Origin of the sequence: Dinoroseobacter sp. S375 (genome assembly GCF_049800775.1) — a bacterium.
Lineage (GTDB): Bacteria > Pseudomonadota > Alphaproteobacteria > Rhodobacterales > Rhodobacteraceae > Dinoroseobacter.
This window is the reverse complement of sequence record NZ_JBNAFR010000002.1, coordinates 139,410-154,663: the sequence shown is the minus strand read 5'-3', so window position 1 is coordinate 154,663 and position 15,254 is coordinate 139,410. Positions and strand designations below refer to the sequence as shown.

At 67.3% G+C, this 15,254-nt stretch carries 14 protein-coding genes; 9 read left to right on the top strand and 5 right to left on the bottom strand.

The window, feature by feature from the left end; translation table 11 throughout:
- The first annotated feature begins 219 nt into the window (after positions 1 to 219).
- Positions 220 to 1,572: a DEAD/DEAH box helicase gene (locus tag ACP150_RS05610; RefSeq protein ID WP_424965577.1), complete on the top strand. Its 1,353-nt coding sequence runs from the start codon at positions 220 to 222 to the stop codon at positions 1,570 to 1,572.
- 14 nt (positions 1,573 to 1,586) lie between these two features.
- On the opposite strand, the gene ACP150_RS05605 is transcribed toward ACP150_RS05610, so the two are convergent.
- Positions 1,587 to 2,099 carry a hypothetical protein gene (locus ACP150_RS05605; protein ID WP_424965576.1) on the bottom strand — a complete coding sequence of 171 codons (513 nt, stop codon included), beginning with the start codon at positions 2,097 to 2,099 and terminating at the stop codon, positions 1,587 to 1,589.
- Positions 2,100 to 2,165: 66 nt separating this feature from the next.
- Here ACP150_RS05605 and ACP150_RS05600 point away from each other — a divergent pair, with 66 nt between their 5' ends.
- The 6 genes from ACP150_RS05600 to ACP150_RS05575 all read left to right on the top strand — a co-directional run bounded on the left by ACP150_RS05600 (position 2,166) and on the right by ACP150_RS05575 (position 8,545).
- Positions 2,166 to 2,687, top strand: coding sequence for a DUF2975 domain-containing protein (locus ACP150_RS05600; RefSeq protein WP_424965575.1), 522 nt, complete (start codon positions 2,166 to 2,168; stop codon positions 2,685 to 2,687).
- A 1-nt stretch (position 2,688) separates the two neighbouring features.
- Positions 2,689 to 2,937 (top strand): helix-turn-helix domain-containing protein, encoded by a 249-nt coding sequence (locus ACP150_RS05595; RefSeq protein ID WP_424965574.1) that lies wholly within the window; start codon positions 2,689 to 2,691, stop codon positions 2,935 to 2,937.
- Positions 2,938 to 2,995: 58 nt separating this feature from the next.
- Positions 2,996 to 4,870, top strand: a complete 1,875-nt coding sequence (cobT, locus tag ACP150_RS05590) for a cobaltochelatase subunit CobT (RefSeq protein WP_424965573.1) — start codon at positions 2,996 to 2,998, stop codon at positions 4,868 to 4,870.
- Positions 4,871 to 5,048: 178 nt separating this feature from the next.
- The gene (locus ACP150_RS05585; protein ID WP_424965572.1) at positions 5,049 to 6,176 is read left to right on the top strand and encodes an endonuclease/exonuclease/phosphatase family protein; all 1,128 of its coding nucleotides are present in this window, start codon (positions 5,049 to 5,051) and stop codon (positions 6,174 to 6,176) included.
- Positions 6,177 to 6,316: 140 nt separating this feature from the next.
- Entirely contained in the window at positions 6,317 to 8,116 is a 1,800-nt protein-coding gene (locus tag ACP150_RS05580) for an aminopeptidase P family protein (RefSeq protein ID WP_424965571.1), read from the top strand.
- Between the two features lie 87 nt (positions 8,117 to 8,203).
- Positions 8,204 to 8,545: a DUF427 domain-containing protein gene (locus ACP150_RS05575; protein WP_424965570.1), complete on the top strand. Its 342-nt coding sequence runs from the start codon at positions 8,204 to 8,206 to the stop codon at positions 8,543 to 8,545.
- A 184-nt stretch (positions 8,546 to 8,729) separates the two neighbouring features.
- Here ACP150_RS05575 and ACP150_RS05570 read toward each other — a convergent pair whose 3' ends face one another.
- The 3 genes from ACP150_RS05570 to ftsY all read right to left on the bottom strand — a co-directional run bounded on the left by ACP150_RS05570 (position 8,730) and on the right by ftsY (position 11,725).
- Positions 8,730 to 9,341, bottom strand: coding sequence for an inner membrane-spanning protein YciB (locus ACP150_RS05570; protein ID WP_424965569.1), 612 nt, complete (start codon positions 9,339 to 9,341; stop codon positions 8,730 to 8,732).
- 14 nt (positions 9,342 to 9,355) lie between these two features.
- Positions 9,356 to 10,258 carry an EamA family transporter gene (locus tag ACP150_RS05565; RefSeq protein WP_424965568.1) on the bottom strand — a complete coding sequence of 301 codons (903 nt, stop codon included), beginning with the start codon at positions 10,256 to 10,258 and terminating at the stop codon, positions 9,356 to 9,358.
- 93 nt (positions 10,259 to 10,351) lie between these two features.
- A complete protein-coding gene (gene ftsY, locus ACP150_RS05560; RefSeq protein WP_424965567.1) occupies positions 10,352 to 11,725 on the bottom strand; it encodes a signal recognition particle-docking protein FtsY in 1,374 nt (457 codons plus the stop codon).
- A gap of 180 nt (positions 11,726 to 11,905) precedes the next feature.
- Here ftsY and ACP150_RS05555 point away from each other — a divergent pair, with 180 nt between their 5' ends.
- Positions 11,906 to 12,307: a hypothetical protein gene (locus tag ACP150_RS05555; RefSeq protein WP_424965566.1), complete on the top strand. Its 402-nt coding sequence runs from the start codon at positions 11,906 to 11,908 to the stop codon at positions 12,305 to 12,307.
- Positions 12,308 to 12,310: 3 nt separating this feature from the next.
- On the opposite strand, the gene xseA is transcribed toward ACP150_RS05555, so the two are convergent.
- Positions 12,311 to 13,909, bottom strand: a complete 1,599-nt coding sequence (gene xseA / locus ACP150_RS05550; RefSeq protein WP_424965565.1) for an exodeoxyribonuclease VII large subunit — start codon at positions 13,907 to 13,909, stop codon at positions 12,311 to 12,313.
- Between the two features lie 78 nt (positions 13,910 to 13,987).
- Between xseA and purD the strand changes: the two genes are divergently transcribed.
- On the top strand, positions 13,988 to 15,250 hold the full coding sequence (gene purD / locus ACP150_RS05545; protein WP_424965564.1) for a phosphoribosylamine--glycine ligase: 1,263 nt from the start codon (positions 13,988 to 13,990) through the stop codon (positions 15,248 to 15,250).
- The last annotated feature ends 4 nt before the right edge of the window (positions 15,251 to 15,254 follow it).

The window sequence follows — 15,254 nt, the reverse complement described above, 5'->3', positions numbered from 1 at the left end:
TGCCGCGTGAGCAGAGCCGTCGGCCTCGACCCGAAGACCTTCGACGGACACCAGATCGCCACCCACCGGTTCCCATTCACGCCTGGGCCCTGCGGAGAGTTGACGGTCCGGGGAGACGCCCCACCGCCCTTCGCACCCACCCGTGCCATGCGCCGCCCAGACCGGGCCGCATGGACCCAATGCCTGCGCCCCAACGGCGCGGAAAGGACATGATCCTTCATGGATTTTGATATGCTGGGGCTCTCGCCCCGTCTTGTGGCCGGCCTCGCCGCCCAGAACATCACCGACCCGACCCCGATTCAATCCCGGGCGATCCCGCACGGATTGAACGGACGCGACGTGCTTGGCCTCGCCCAGACCGGCACCGGCAAGACCGCCGCCTTCGGTCTGCCCCTGCTCGACAAGCTGCTGAAAGAGGGCACCAAGCCCGCGCCGCGCACCTGCCGGGGCCTGATCCTCGCGCCGACGCGCGAGCTGGTCAGCCAGATCTCCGAGAGCCTGCGGGGCTTCACCGAGGGCAGCCATCTGCGGATCAACCTGATCGTGGGCGGCGTCTCCATCAACCCGCAGATCAAGCGCCTGGAAAAGGGCGCGGATCTGATCGTGGCCACGCCCGGCCGCCTGATTGACCTGCTGGACCGCAAGGCCGTGCGCCTGTCGGACACCCGCTTTCTGGTGCTGGACGAGGCCGACCAGATGCTGGACCTCGGCTTCATCCATGCCCTGCGCAAGATCGCACCGCTTCTGCCGAAAGAGCGTCAGACGATGCTCTTCTCGGCGACGATGCCCAAACAGATGGAAGAGCTGAGCCGCGCCTACCTGACCGATCCGGTCCGGGTAGAGGTCTCGCCTCCGGGCAAGGTCGCGGACAAGATCACCCAATCGGTGCATTTCGTGGACCAGAGCGAGAAGCCCTCCAAGCTGATCGAGCTGCTGGCCCATCACCGCGATGAACTGGCGCTCGTCTTTGCCCGGACCAAGCACGGGTCCGACCGGCTGGCCCGTAAGCTTGCCGCCGCGGGCTACGAGGTCGCCGCGATCCATGGCAATCGCAGCCAGGGCCAGCGCGAGCGCGCGCTCAAGGCGTTCCGCGAGGGCACGCTCAAGGTGCTGGTGGCTACGGATGTGGCCGCGCGCGGGATCGACATCCCAGACGTGCGCTTCGTCTATAATTACGACATGCCCAATGTGCCCGAGAACTTCGTGCACCGGATCGGGCGGACCGCCCGTGCCGGGCGCGACGGACAGGCCGTGGCCTTTGTCGCGCAAGACGAGATGGGCGAGTTGCGCGCCGTGCAAAAGGTGATGGGCCTCACCCTGCCCGTGGCCGGTGGCGCCCCGTGGGAGAGGGATGAGGAACGCGCCAAGCCCAAACGCAACGGCGGCGGTGGTGGTGGCGCAGGTCGCCGCCGCGGCGGTCCCGGCGGCAATGGCGGCGGGCAGAAGCGCAAGACCACAGCGGCCACGCCGAACCCGGGCCGCAGCGCCAAGGGCACTGGCGGGCCGGGCAAGGCCCCGGGCAAACCCGGCAACAAGCGTCAGCGGCCGCGCCGCGCCCGCAGCGCGGCCTAAGCCCTGCGCCCGCCTCAACAGGCGGGCACGGGCACGCCCTCTGCGATCAGGTCCAGCCGCGGCGCGACCGGCACGAACGGCCGGTCCGGCGCAACCTGTATGAAGACATCCACGATTTGCGGCCCCTCGGCGCGCGCCCCTGCCATGCAGGGCGCCGCAGAGACCGAGAGCTGGCCAGCCGTGTCCGGATCCTCGGCCTTCAGGGCGAGGATCGCCTGACGCGTGTCCTCCAGCAGGGCCGCGTCTTCCTCCGCGACCCCGAAGAGCCAGCGCGCGCCTTCAGCCGCGCGGCGCTCGTCGAGGATGAACTCCTCTGACACCGCGCGCCCATCGGGCGCCGCCGCGCGCAGCAGCATCACCGCCCCCTCGGGCGCCACGCGCAACCCATCGCTCACATCCACCGCGACCGTCACCGCCGCCAGATCGCTGGAGAGCGGGTCAAAGCGCGCAAGCTCCACCATGCTCATCACGGGCACCTGCCCACATCCGGCGAGCCCGATGGCCGCCACCCAAGTCAGTTGTCGCATCGACACCTCGCTAGACACGAATCATTTATTGTTTTACATTAAACTATCACTGCGAGGATTGAAAACATGGGATCTGCTCTTCCATCAAATCTGGGGCGTCTCTGCCGGGGGCTCTCCCATGGCTGCGCGTTGGGCTGTGCCGCGCTGATTGCCGCCTATGGCGTGGTGCTGGCGGATCCATCCGCGTTCCTGCCGCCGATCGAGACCGCGACCGGGATCACCCCGGGCAAGTGGCGCGCACTTGCCCTGCTGACGGCGGTACTCTTTGCGCCTGCGCTCATCGCGCTCTGGACCGCGCGGGGTCTTCTCGCCCGCTATGGGCGCGGCGACGTGTTCAGCGCCGGGAACGCGCGCGCCATCCGGCGGATCGGGGTTGCCCTGCTGGCCGGCACGGGGCTGGCGATCGCCGGGCGGACGGTGGCGATCCTGATCCTGACCCATGACAACCCACCCGGCGCGCGGTCGCTGACAGTGTCGCTGGCCAGTCACGACCTTCTGCTGGCACTGCTCGGGGCGCTGTTGCTGGTGGTGGGCTGGGTCATGGCCGAGGCGACCCGGCAGGCGGATGAAAACCGGCTTTTTGTCTGAGATGGGGATTGTCGTCACCCTCGATGTGATGCTGGCCCGGCGCAAGATGCGCTCGCGCGAACTGGCCCGGCGGATCGGCATCACCGAACAGAACCTGTCGCTCCTGAAATCCGGCAAGGTGAAGGGCGTCCGCTTCGAGACGCTGGCCGCTATCTGCGCCGTGCTGGAGTGCCAGCCGGGGGATCTGTTGACATTCGAGGGCGATCCGGCGGCCGGGCCCTCTGGCCAATCCTCCCCATCCGCTCCATAACACCTATATGTGTCCAGCGGCCCCGCCGCATGGCCCCTCTCACGACACGCAGGCTCCGATGTCCAAGCCCGACAATCCCGTTGAACCGTTCAAGAAGGCGCTGGCCGAGGCGACCCGTGTGCTCGCCGATGATCCGGATATCGCCGTCACCTATTCGGTGGACCCGCCCGGCATGACCTCGGACGCCATGCGGCTGCCCCAGATCAGCCGCCGGATGACCCGGGACGAGGTGCTCTTTGCGCGCGGCACGGCGGATGCCTATGCCATGCGGCGCAAGTATCACGACGCGGGCACCCATGTGAAATACGAGCCCGCTGGGCAGATGGCGCGCGACCTCTACGAGGCGATGGAAACCGCCCGCTGCGAGGCCATGGGCGCGCGCGCCATGCCCGGCACCGCGGGCAATATCGACGCCAAGATCGAGGCCGAAGCGACCCGCAAGGGCTATGACCAGATCACCCAGGCCTCCGAGGCCCCGCTGGCCATCGCGGCGGGCTACCTGATCCGCCATCTGGCCACCGGGCGCGACCTGCCCGAGGGGGCGCAGAATGTGATGGATCTGTGGCGCGATCACATCGAGGACCAGTGCGAGGATACGCTCGCCTCCCTGCAGGAGGATCTGAGCGATCAGGCCGCCTTCGCCAAGCTCGCCCGGCAGATCATCGACGATCTGGGCTATGGCGATCAGCTGGGCGATGACCCCGACCAGCAGGAGGAGGAGTCCGAGGACAGCTCCGAGCAGGAGGAACAGGAAGAAAGCGCCTCGGATGAAGGCAATGACGGGGACGAGCAGACCGAACAGGGTGAGGCCGCCCCGGACCCGACCGACATGCAGGAAATGGACCCGGCCCAGGCCGAAGTCGCCATGGATGACTTCGCGGATATGGAGCTTGGCGACGAGGCCGAGCTGCCCGAGGGCGAAGCCCCGCTGGACCCGCCGCCCCCGCCCGCCCATTCCGATGCGGACCCCAATTACATCGTGTTCCAGACCGAGCATGATGAAGAGATCAAGGCCGAGGAGCTGGCCGAGGCGGCCGAGCTCGAACGCCTGCGCGCCTATCTCGACCAGCAGCTGGAACCGCTCAAGGGGGCGGTCTCGCGTCTGGCCAACAAGCTGCAGCGGCGTCTGCAGGCCCAGCAGAACCGCAGCTGGAAATTCGACATGGAGGAAGGCATCCTCGATGTGGGCCGCCTCGCCCGTGTGGTCGCCAACCCGACCACCCCGCTCAGCTTCAAGGTCGAGCAGGATACCGAGTTCCGCGATACGGTTGTGACCCTCCTGCTGGACAATTCCGGCTCCATGCGCGGGCGTCCGATCTCGATCGCGGCGATCTGCGCGGACGTGCTCGCACGCACGCTGGAACGCTGCCAGGTCAAGGTCGAGATCCTCGGCTTCACCACCCGCGCGTGGAAAGGCGGGCTGAGCCGCGAGAAATGGCTCGCCGATGGCCGCCCGCAGCAGCCCGGACGCCTGAACGATCTGCGCCACATCATCTACAAGCAGGCCGACGCCCCCATGCGCCGGACCCGGAACAATCTGGGCCTGATGATGAAAGAGGGCTTGCTGAAGGAAAACATCGATGGCGAGGCGCTGGAATGGGCCCACCGCCGGATGCTCGCGCGGCCCGAGGCCCGAAAAATCCTGATGGTGATCTCGGACGGCGCGCCGGTGGATGATTCCACCCTCTCGGTGAACCCGGCCAATTACCTCGAAAAACACCTGCGCGACGTGATCGCCATGGTCGAGAAACGCCGCGCGGTGGAGCTCATCGCCATTGGCATCGGCCATGATGTGACCCGCTATTACGACCGCGCCGTGACCATCACCGATGTGGAACAGCTCGCCGGGGCCATGACCGAACAGCTCGCCGCGCTCTTCGACACCAATCCGCGCGCCCGGGCCCGGGTCATGGGCATGAAGCGCGCGGGCTGACCGCCCAAAAACCGCCAGACGGAGGAGAAGCGCGCCCGGACAGGGCAGCGCGTCCTCCCCCTCATTGTTCCTCAAATACTCACATCCCGACCGTGCCGCCGCCGCGCCCGCCAGACGCGGCGCGCCGCGGACCCGCATGTGATAGGCTGCAGGCACCGCGCCCAAAGGAGCCGTTCACATGACCAAATTTCGCCTGTGCAGCTTCAACATCGAGAACCTCTTCACCCGGTTCGACTTCTCGGCCTTCTCCGACCCCGATGCCGCGCGCTACCTCTCGCCCATCGTTCAATTCTACGGCGATTTCGGCGATGACGACCTGACAAAATTCGACGCCTTCAAACGCATGGTCGAGACCGCCGCCATCGCGCAGGATGACGACAAGCGCCAGCAGACCGCGCTCGCCATCGCCGAGGCCGACGCGCATCTCTACTGCCTGCAAGAGGTCGACGGCTTCGGCCCGCTGACCCGCTTTCTCGAGGCCTATGTGAAGAAGACCATGGGCGAGAGCTTCCACAACCGGGTGCTCCATGAAGGCAACGACATGCGCGGGATCGATGTGGCCGCGATCTCGGTCCGGAAATTTCCGTTCTACAGCCGCAGTCACGCCTGGCTCACCGGATCGGTGATCGACGACACCCCCACGGGCCGGGCCCTTCTGGAGGCCTACCCCCTTGCCAAATCGCGCGCCCGCTCCCTGCGCGCGGCGCGGGTTTTTCGCCGCGACTGTCTCGAGCTGGAACTGGCCGTGGGTGACGATCGCCTGTCGCTCTTCAACTGCCATTTCAAATCCATGGGCGGGCGCGACGCAGAGAAATCCCTCGCCACGCGTCAGACCGAGGCGATCCTCGTGCGCGAGCTGATCACCCGCAAATTCGCGGATCCGGCCACGGCCCTCTGGGCGATTTGCGGCGATCTCAATGACGCGCTCGACTACCGCTTCGTCAGCTCGGTCAAACAGCCCGATGGCAGCTTCAACGAGACCCGGAAAGACAAACCGCCCTCGGGCGAGGACGGCTCGGGCGTCGCTCCGCTGCTCGAGGACGGGTTCGGTATCAACCTCGTGGCGTCCCAGCCGGAGGCCGAACGCTGGACCCATTATTATGCAGGCGGGCGCTCAAAGACACAGCTTGACTACATCATCGTCTCGCCCGCGCTGGCCCAGCGCGTCCGTGGCACGCCCGAGATCCTCCGGGCCGGCATGCCCCACAGGGTCCCGAACCTTGCCACGGCCCGTTATCCCCGCATCGGCTGGGACCGCCCCAAGGCCAGCGACCACTGCCCGGTGGTGGTTGAGTTCGACATCTAGGGCACGCGGCACCGCGCAACATCCCGCAGACCGCGCCCTGCCGGGCGGCGGGGACCGCGCGAAACCGGCCGGACCGATTGGCATGGCAGTTTCCCCGCGAAACGCTATCTTAGGCCCTCTAGCACAAGACGTCGGACTCCATGTTTCAATCCTTTTCTGCCACCACCACGCCCGAGCAAGGGCCACCCCGGCTTGCCGCCCTGCGCGCGGAGATGACCCGCGCCGGGGTCGATGCCTTTCTCATTCCTCGGGCCGATGCCCATCAGGGGGAGTATGTGGCCCCGCGCGACGACCGGCTGGCTTGGCTCACCGGGTTCACGGGCTCGGCCGGGTTCTGCATCGCGACGGCAGAGACGGCCGGGGTTTTCGTGGACGGACGCTATACACTGCAGGCGCGGCAGCAAGTGGCGACAGAGGCCTTCACACCGGTGCCCTGGCCCGCGACCCAGCCCGGGCCCTGGCTGACCGAGACCCTGGGCACGGGGGTGATCGGCTTCGATCCCTGGCTGCACACCCATTCCGAGATTGCGCGGCTCGGCAAGGGGCTGGGCACGGGGCTGAGCCTGCAGCGGGTCGAGAACCTCGTGGACCGGATCTGGCCGGACCAGCCCGCCCCCCCGCAAGGCGCGGTCATCATCCATCCCGACGCGCTGGCCGGACGCAGCTCTGCCGAGAAACGCGCCGAGATTGCCGAGACCCTGCGCGAGAACGGCGCGACCGCGACCATTCTGACGCTGCCCGACAGCCTGTGCTGGCTGCTCAACATCCGTGGCTCGGATATTCCCCGCAATCCGGTGGTCCATGCCTTCGCGATCCTGCATGCGGATGGGACCTGCGATCTGTTCATCGATGCGGCAAAACTGTCCGATGCGCTGCATACCCATCTGGGTCCGGATATCCGGACCCATTCCCCAGACAGCCTGAACCCGGGGGTGATGGCGCTGACCGGTCCCGTGCGCGTGGATCCGGCCACCGCCCCCGTGGCGATCTTCGATCTGCTCGAGAGCGCCGGGATCGAGGTTCAGCCAGCCGAGGATCCCTGCATCCTGCCCAAGGCCTGCAAGACCAAGGCCGAAATCTCGGGCACCGCCGAGGCGCATCTGCGCGATGGCGCAGCCATGGTCGAGTTCCTCGCATGGCTGGATGCGCAGGATCCGGCAAGCCTGACCGAGATCGACGTGGTTCGCGCGCTCGAAGGGTTCCGCGCGGCAACGGGTGCTCTGCGCGACATCAGCTTCGACACGATCTGCGGCGCGGGTCCCCATGGGGCGATCGTGCATTACCGGGTGACCGAAGACACCAATCGCGCGGTCACCCCCGGAGATCTCCTGCTGGTGGATAGCGGCGGGCAATATGCCGATGGCACAACGGATGTGACCCGCACCATGGCCACGGGCACCCCGCCCGAGGGGGCCGTGGCCGCCTTCACCCGGGTGCTGCGCGGGATGATCTCCGTCAGCCTTGCGCGCTGGCCCAAAGGGCTGGCCGGGCGTGATCTGGACGCGCTGGCCCGCGCCCCGCTCTGGCAGGCCGGACAGGATTACGACCACGGTACCGGGCACGGGGTCGGAGTCTATCTCTGCGTGCATGAGGGGCCGCAACGGCTCAGCCGTGTCAGCGAGGTGCCCCTGCGCCCGGGCATGATCCTGAGCAACGAGCCCGGCTATTACCGCGAAGGGGCGTTCGGGATCCGGATCGAGAACCTCGTCGTGGTCACCGAGATGCCCCCGCCCGAGGGCGGCGATCCCGCGCGCGAGATGCTGGGATTCGAGACACTGACCTATGTGCCCATTGACCGGCGGCTGATCGATCTCGACCAACTGGCCCCGGCTGAACGCGCCTGGCTCGATGCCTATCACGCCCGGGTGCGCAACCATCTCGAGACCCGGGTATCCCCCGCGGCCCGGGATTGGCTGTTTCGCGTGACCGAGCCGCTCTGAGCGGAACCGGCCAGACCATCGCAACAAAACTGATACAGTCCGCGTCCTACTACACGGGATACGGAGAACCGAAGGAAGGGGAGTGCCATGAGCGACCATATCAAGATCCACAAAGCCGAGGGGGTCTGGACCGTCCGGGCGGATGGGGCCGTTCTGGCAGAGAGCGAGAATGCCCTGGAGCTTGTGGAAGGCAGCAGCGACCCGGTCATCTACTTTCCGCGCGCCGATATCGGCATGGCCTTCCTCGAGCCCTCGGAGACCCGCTCCCACTGCCCGTTCAAGGGCGATGCGAGCTATTACTCGATCCACGCCTCCGCCGGGCTGATCCCGGATGCGGGCTGGTCCTATGAAAGCCCCAAGGACGGGGTGGCGCGTATCCGCGACCACATCGCGTTCTACCCGCATAAAGTGACCGTCGAACGCATCTAGTCCGACGGCCTCGCGGCCTGCTACCGGGTCGCGGGGCCGGATCAATGGGCCCAGAGCCGAAAGCGGGGAGTCGCGCCGCGCGCGACGGGGGCACCGCCCCCAAATCTGGCACGCAGTGCGCATGGACTTGCGCCGCAGGCGCGCATTTTGACAGCCCTGCCAGCCCGCGCATCCGGTGTGACGATCAGGTCTCCGGGTCGTCCTTTTCCAGCGAATACCGCTCCAGCATCCGCGCCTGCGCGATGAAGAACGCGAACAGCGCCGCGGGCAGAGCAAAGGTTTCGAACTTCACCCAGAACTCGGTATCCATGGTTCGCCAGACGATCTCATTGGCGATGGCCATGGCCGCGAACATCGCCGTCAGGCGCTTGGTCAGCCGCATCCAGCCCTCCTGCGCCAGCGGCATCAGATCCTCCATGACGAAGGCCAGATAGGATTGCCCGCGCAGCAGCCCGATCCCGAGGATCGTCGCGAACATGCCGTAGACGATGGTGGTCTTGATCTTGAAGAAGGCCTCGTCATTGAAGATCACCGTAAGCCCGCCGAAGACGATGACCAGCACGGCAGTCATGATCTGCATCCGGCTGAGCTTGCCCGTCAGCTTCCACAGGATCGCGATCGACAAAAGCAGAACCGGCACAAAGCCCGCGGTTGCGACGATGAACCCGTCATAGTCGCGGCCCCAGATCGGATATACCTCATCCTTGATCCGCATGTAGACGACGAAAAAGCCCAGAACGGGGCCCAGCTCCAGGGCCATCTTGACCCAGGGGTTGATCGGTTTCTGCTCTGCCATCGGGCCTCTCTCACTCATCCTGCGACTTCCACTATCACAGCCCCCGCCGCAATCAATGCCATCAGGCCCATCCGGCGCGGACCCACGGTCTCCTTCAAGAAGACCCAGCCGATCACGGCCGCAAAGACGGTGGAGGTTTCGCGCAGGATCGCGGCTTCTCCCACCTTGTCGAGCCGCGTGGCCAGCATGATCGAGCCGAAACTGCCGATCGCCACCACGGCACCGATGGCCCCCCGCAGGGCGAGCGGTCCGAGTGCGGGCGCCGCCACCATCCGGCGCCAGCGCAGGGCAGCCACCCAGGGGAACACGAGGCTGTCAATGAAGAAGAACCAGGCGAGGAAGGTAAAGGGATCCGCCGTCGCACGAATGCCGTAAGCGTCGAAAGTCGTGTAGAGCGCCACGAAGAGGCCCGTCGCCACCGCCAGCCCCAGCGCCGGCACAAGCGTGTCCCGGTCCAGCTCGATATGGACCAGATTGTAAGCCGCAAGCCCGAAGATCCCCGCCAGCAGCACCGCCACCCCGACCCATTGCAGCGGGGCGAAGGTCTCGCCGAAGATCAGATAGGCCCCGAACACCGTGAAAAGCGGTCCTGTTCCGCGCACGACCGGGTAGACCACCGTGTAGGCCCCCTTGGAATAGGCAAAGCCCTGCAGGATCTTGTAGGCGGTGTGGATCAGGAACACGCCCGCGAAGATCGGCCACATATGGGCCTCGGGCCAGGGCACGACGAAGAGGGCAATTGGCGTTGCGATGACGAAGAGGGCCGCGTCGATTGCGCCCCGGGATAACCAGGGATCGTGGCGGCCCTTCTGCAACGCGCCAAAAATCGCGTGCAGGAGCGCCGCCGTCAGGGCAAGCATCAGGGCAAGGGACTTGCCGTCTGCGGTCCCTTCGAGGCTGATCAGCCAGTCGCTCACCGGTTAGTCCTTGCGGCGGGGAACGGAGGGGGGCTGTCTGCCCCCCGCGCGGGCAAGCCGCGCCCCCCCGAGGATATTTCGAGACTTAAGACCTCAGCGCTCGAGACCGGTGAGCGCATCGGCAAACTCCTCCGGGTCGAAGGGGGCGAGGTCGTCGATCTGCTCGCCGACGCCGATGGCGTGGATCGGCAGGCCAAACTTGTCGGCCAGCGCCACGAGCACACCGCCTTTGGCCGTGCCGTCGAGCTTGGTCATCACAAGGCCCGATACATCGGCGAGCTTGCGGAAGGTTTCGACCTGGCTCAGGGCGTTCTGTCCCGTGGTCGCGTCCAGCACGAGCAGGGTGTTATGGGGCGCGGTCTCGTCGACCTTGCGGATCACCCGCACGATCTTGGCGAGTTCCTCCATCAGGTCCGCGCGGTTCTGCAACCGCCCGGCCGTGTCGATCATCAAAAGATCCGCGCCGGTGGATTGCGCCTGTTTGATGGCGTCAAAGGCGAGCGAGGCCGGGTCCGAGCCCTCGGGCGCGGTGAGCACCGGTACACCGGCACGATCTCCCCAGACCTGCAGCTGTTCGACCGCCGCAGCGCGGAAGGTATCCCCGGCAGCGATAACCACGGATTTTCCAGCGGCCCGGAACTGGCTTGCCAGCTTTCCGATGGTCGTGGTCTTGCCCGATCCGTTGACCCCGACCACCAGGACGACCTGGGGGCGTTTGGGATAGATCGGCAGGGGTCGTGCCACAGGTTCCATGATGCGGGCGATCTCATCCGAGAGGATCCGCTGGATATCAGCTGTGGATACTTTGCGCCCCATCCGGCCTTCGGCGATATTCGCGCTGACCCGCAGAGCGGTGTCCACGCCCATATCCGAGGCGATCAGCACCTCCTCGAGGCTTTCCAGCATGGCGTCATCCATGACGCGGCGCATGGTTGGGCCGCTTGGGGTTGGCGCGGGAGCGGGCTCAGGGGCGGGTTTGGGGGCTGCTGCCTGCGGGGTTTCAGGGGCAGGCTGCGCTGTGCCTCCGCCGAAGAGGCGGCCCATGAGACCGGGTTTGCGTGCGGGTTCGGCCGTCGGGGCCGATGTCTCGGGGATCTCAGGCTCAGGCTCAGGCTCAGGCTCAGGCTCAGGCTCAGGCGGTGTCGCGCGCTCTGGGCGGGGCGCAATCTCTTCGACAGGATCCGCGGGCGCGGGCGGCTCCGGATCCGCGGCAACGGGCTCGGGCGCGACGGGCTGGTTCGCTGTGGCAGTGTCCGGCGCGGCAACCGTGGGCTCGGATGTGATCTCCGGCTCCGGAATAGGAGCTGCGGGCGCAGGCGGCTTCGCCGTCTCGGCCTCTGGCGCGGGCGCAGGGGGCGGTGGGGTCGCGTCAACCTCGCCACCATCCTCGACGATCGCGTCCAGCCCTTCCTCCAGCTTCGAGGAGGATTTGAACATCCGGGTCTTGAGCTTCTTGAAAAACGACATCGGGGGCCTTCTCGCGGGGTCTACACCTCTGGCTCACACCTAATCCCCCCTGTCCCGGAGGAAAAGCCCGCAGCCCGCTTCTGCGTGGATTCGCCCGGGCCTGATGCGGCCCTGCCGCCCGCATCGCTCCGCGCGCCAACAGGGATCGACGGATGCCGGGCGCATTGCTAGCCTGCGGTCATGCTGCGCGCGCTCTGCCTTTGCCTGATCACGGCCCTTCCTGCCACGGCCATGGCGGAAACGCCCCTCTCCGGGGTGGATTTCGCGGCGCGGGTGACCGGCAAGACCATCTATTTCGAGCAATACGGCCGCGCCTATGGCGCCGAAACCTATCGCGGCGACGGATCGGTCACCTGGCGGTTCTCAGGGGAGGAGTGCCGCGAGGGGCACTGGTACCCGGAGGAAGATGCCATTTGTTTCGTCTATGACTACGCGCCGGACGCGCCGCAATGCTGGCACTTCTTCGATCAGCCCGAGGGGCTGGTGGGGCGGCTGGTCGGGGCGGATCCGCTGGATGACCTTACGGGGCGTCGCGAGAGCCCCGCGCCGCTGATCTGCGACCAGCCCTATCTTGGGGCGTGACCCCTAGAACAGCGAGCCTTGGTCCGGTGGAGGCGGCTTGCGTTTGCGCGCGGCGGAGGGCTTGGGCTTGGGTTTGGGCGTGACCGGCTCTGCCGGGGGCGCGTCGCTGGTGGCCACGGCGAGGCGTCCATCCTGGAACTGGATCTCGAGCGCTGACGCCTCTGCAGCCCGTGCCCGGGTCGTGACGATCGCCTCGCCGGCGCGCACCACCGCATAACCCCGTTTCAGCGTCGCCTCGTAGCCCACGGTGGCGCGCACGCGCTCGAGCCCCTCAAGCGCCGCGCGCCAGCCAGAGACCTGCGCGGCAGACACCCGCGCCAGCCGGGCCGAAAGCGCGTCGAGCTGCTCGCTGTCGCGACCCAACTGCCGGGAGAGCACCTCGGGGCGCAGCCGTGCCGCGCGGGTCGTCAGGCGCTCGGATTGCAGGGTGACGACCCGGGGCAACGCGGTATCGAGCCGCTTGCCCGCCTGCGCCGTCCGCTGCGCGCCCGTCTCGATCTGCGTGCGCAACAACCGGGGGCGCAGGGCGGCCCCTGCCTCGGCCAGCGCGCCGCGCTTGGCCTGGGTTGCACTGCGCAAGGCGGTGGGCAGCCGCGCCGCCGCATGGTCGAGCCGCTGGGAAGGCGTGCTCAGCAACTCCTCGGCGCGCGGCAGGGCCCGGGACAGGTCGCGCACCCGCTGGCCCCGGGCGCGCACGCCCCCGGTCAACCCGGTCAGCATCCGCGCGCCCAGCGTGTCGAGCCCCGCCAGCAGGTCGAGCCGCACGGGCACGGCCCGCTCGGCCGCCGCCGTCGGCGTGGGCGCGCGCAGATCCGCGGCGTGGTCGATCAAGGTCGTGTCCGTCTCGTGCCCCACGGCCGAGATCAGGGGGATGTCGCTTTCGGCCGCGGCGCGCACCACGGATTCCTCGTTGAACCCCCAGAGATCCTCGAGGCTGCCCCCGCCCCGCGCCACGATCAGCAGATCGGGTCGCGGCAGCGCTCCGCCCGGGGTCAGCGCATTGAAGCCGCGAATGGCGTTCGACACCTCGGGCGCGCAGTTCTGCCCCTGCACCGCCACCGGCCAGATCAGCACCTTGCGCGGGCAACGCTCGCGCAGGCGGTGCAGGATATCCCGGATCACCGCGCCGGAGGGGCTGGTCACCACGCCGATCACCTCGGGCAGAAACGGGATCGGACGCTTGCGCCCCTCGTCGAAAAGCCCCTCGGATGCGAGCTGCTTGCGCCGTTTCTCGAGCATCGCCATGAGCGCGCCGACCCCGGCCACGGCGATGCGGTCCACATTGATATTGTAGCGGGACGAGGGCGCATAGGCGCTCAGCTTGCCCTCGACCACGACCTCCAGCCCCTCTTCGGGCATCACACCGAGGCCTGCCACCTGACCTTTCCATGTGGTGCAATTGATCACCGAACGGTCATCCTTGAGGTCAAAATAGAGATGCCCGGACTTCGCCCGCATCACCCGGCCCAGCTCACCCTTCACGCGGACGCGGCCAAACTCCCCCTCCAGCGTGCGCTTGATCGCGCCCGAAAGCTCCGAGACCGTGAATTCCGGCGCATTCTGACCCGGCTGGGGATCGTCGATCAGATCGAAATCGGACATTTGGCCTCGCTTGCCTCGCTTTGCGTCGCATCTTAGAACGCGGCAACCCCGGGTAAAAGTCAAAGGACGCGGCAGATCATGAACATCCTCATTCTCGGCAGCGGCGGTCGCGAACATGCCCTGGCCTGGGCGGTATCCCAGAACCCGAAATGCGACCGGCTGATCGTGGCCCCGGGCAATGCGGGCATGGCCGAGATCGCCGATTGCGCCGCGCTGGATATCGAGGATCGCAACGCGGTGGTCAGCTTTGCCGAAGAAGCCGCCATCGATTTCGTGATCATCGGGCCCGAAGCACCCCTCGCCGCCGGGGTCGCGGACCGGCTGCGCGAGGCGGGGATCCTGTGCTTTGGCCCCTCGGCGGCGGCGGCCCAGCTCGAAGCCTCCAAGACCTTTACCAAGCAGGTCTGCGATGCGGCGGGCGCGCCGACTGCCGCCTATGCGCATTTCACCGAGGCCGCCGCGGCTCGGGCCTATATCGAGGCGCAGGGCGCGCCCATCGTGGTCAAGGCCGATGGTCTGGCCGCGGGCAAGGGCGTGATCGTGGCGATGACCGAGGCCGAGGCGCTCGCGGCGGTTGACGACATGTTTGGCGGGGCCTTTGGCGGCGCCGGAGCCGAGGTTGTGATCGAAGAGTTCATGACCGGTGAAGAGGCCTCCTATTTCGTGCTCTGCGATGGCGAGACGGTTCTGCCCATCGGAACCGCGCAGGATCACAAGCGCGCCTTTGACGGCGACAAGGGGCCGAATACGGGCGGCATGGGGGCCTACTCCCCCGCCCCGGTCCTGACCGATGCCATTGCCCAGCAGGCGCTGGACGAGATCATTCGCCCCTCCATGGACGAGATGGCCAGGCGCGGCATGCCCTATCAGGGGGTGCTCTATGCCGGTCTGATGATCGAGAACGGGCGCGCGCGGCTGGTGGAGTACAATGCCCGCTTCGGTGATCCGGAATGTCAGGTCCTGATGATGCGACTCGGGGCGCAGGCGCTGGATCTGATGCTGGCCTGCGCCGAGGGCAAGCTGGCCGAGGCCAAGGTCAACTGGGCCGAGGACCATGCCCTGACCGTTGTGCTCGCCGCCGAGGGCTATCCCGGGTCCTATGAGAAGGGGACCGAGATCCGCGGGGTCGAGGATCTGCCCGAGGACAGCGCCAACATGGTCTTCCATGCGGGCACCAGGCGCGAGGGCGGACGGCTTCTGGCCAATGGCGGGCGGGTGCTCAACGCGACAGCCCGTGGCGCAAGCCTCGCCGAGGCGCAGGCGAAGGCCTATGCGCTGGTGGACGGGATCGACTGGCCCGAGAGCATGGTGCGGCGCGACATCGGCTGGCGCGCGCTCTGAGGCG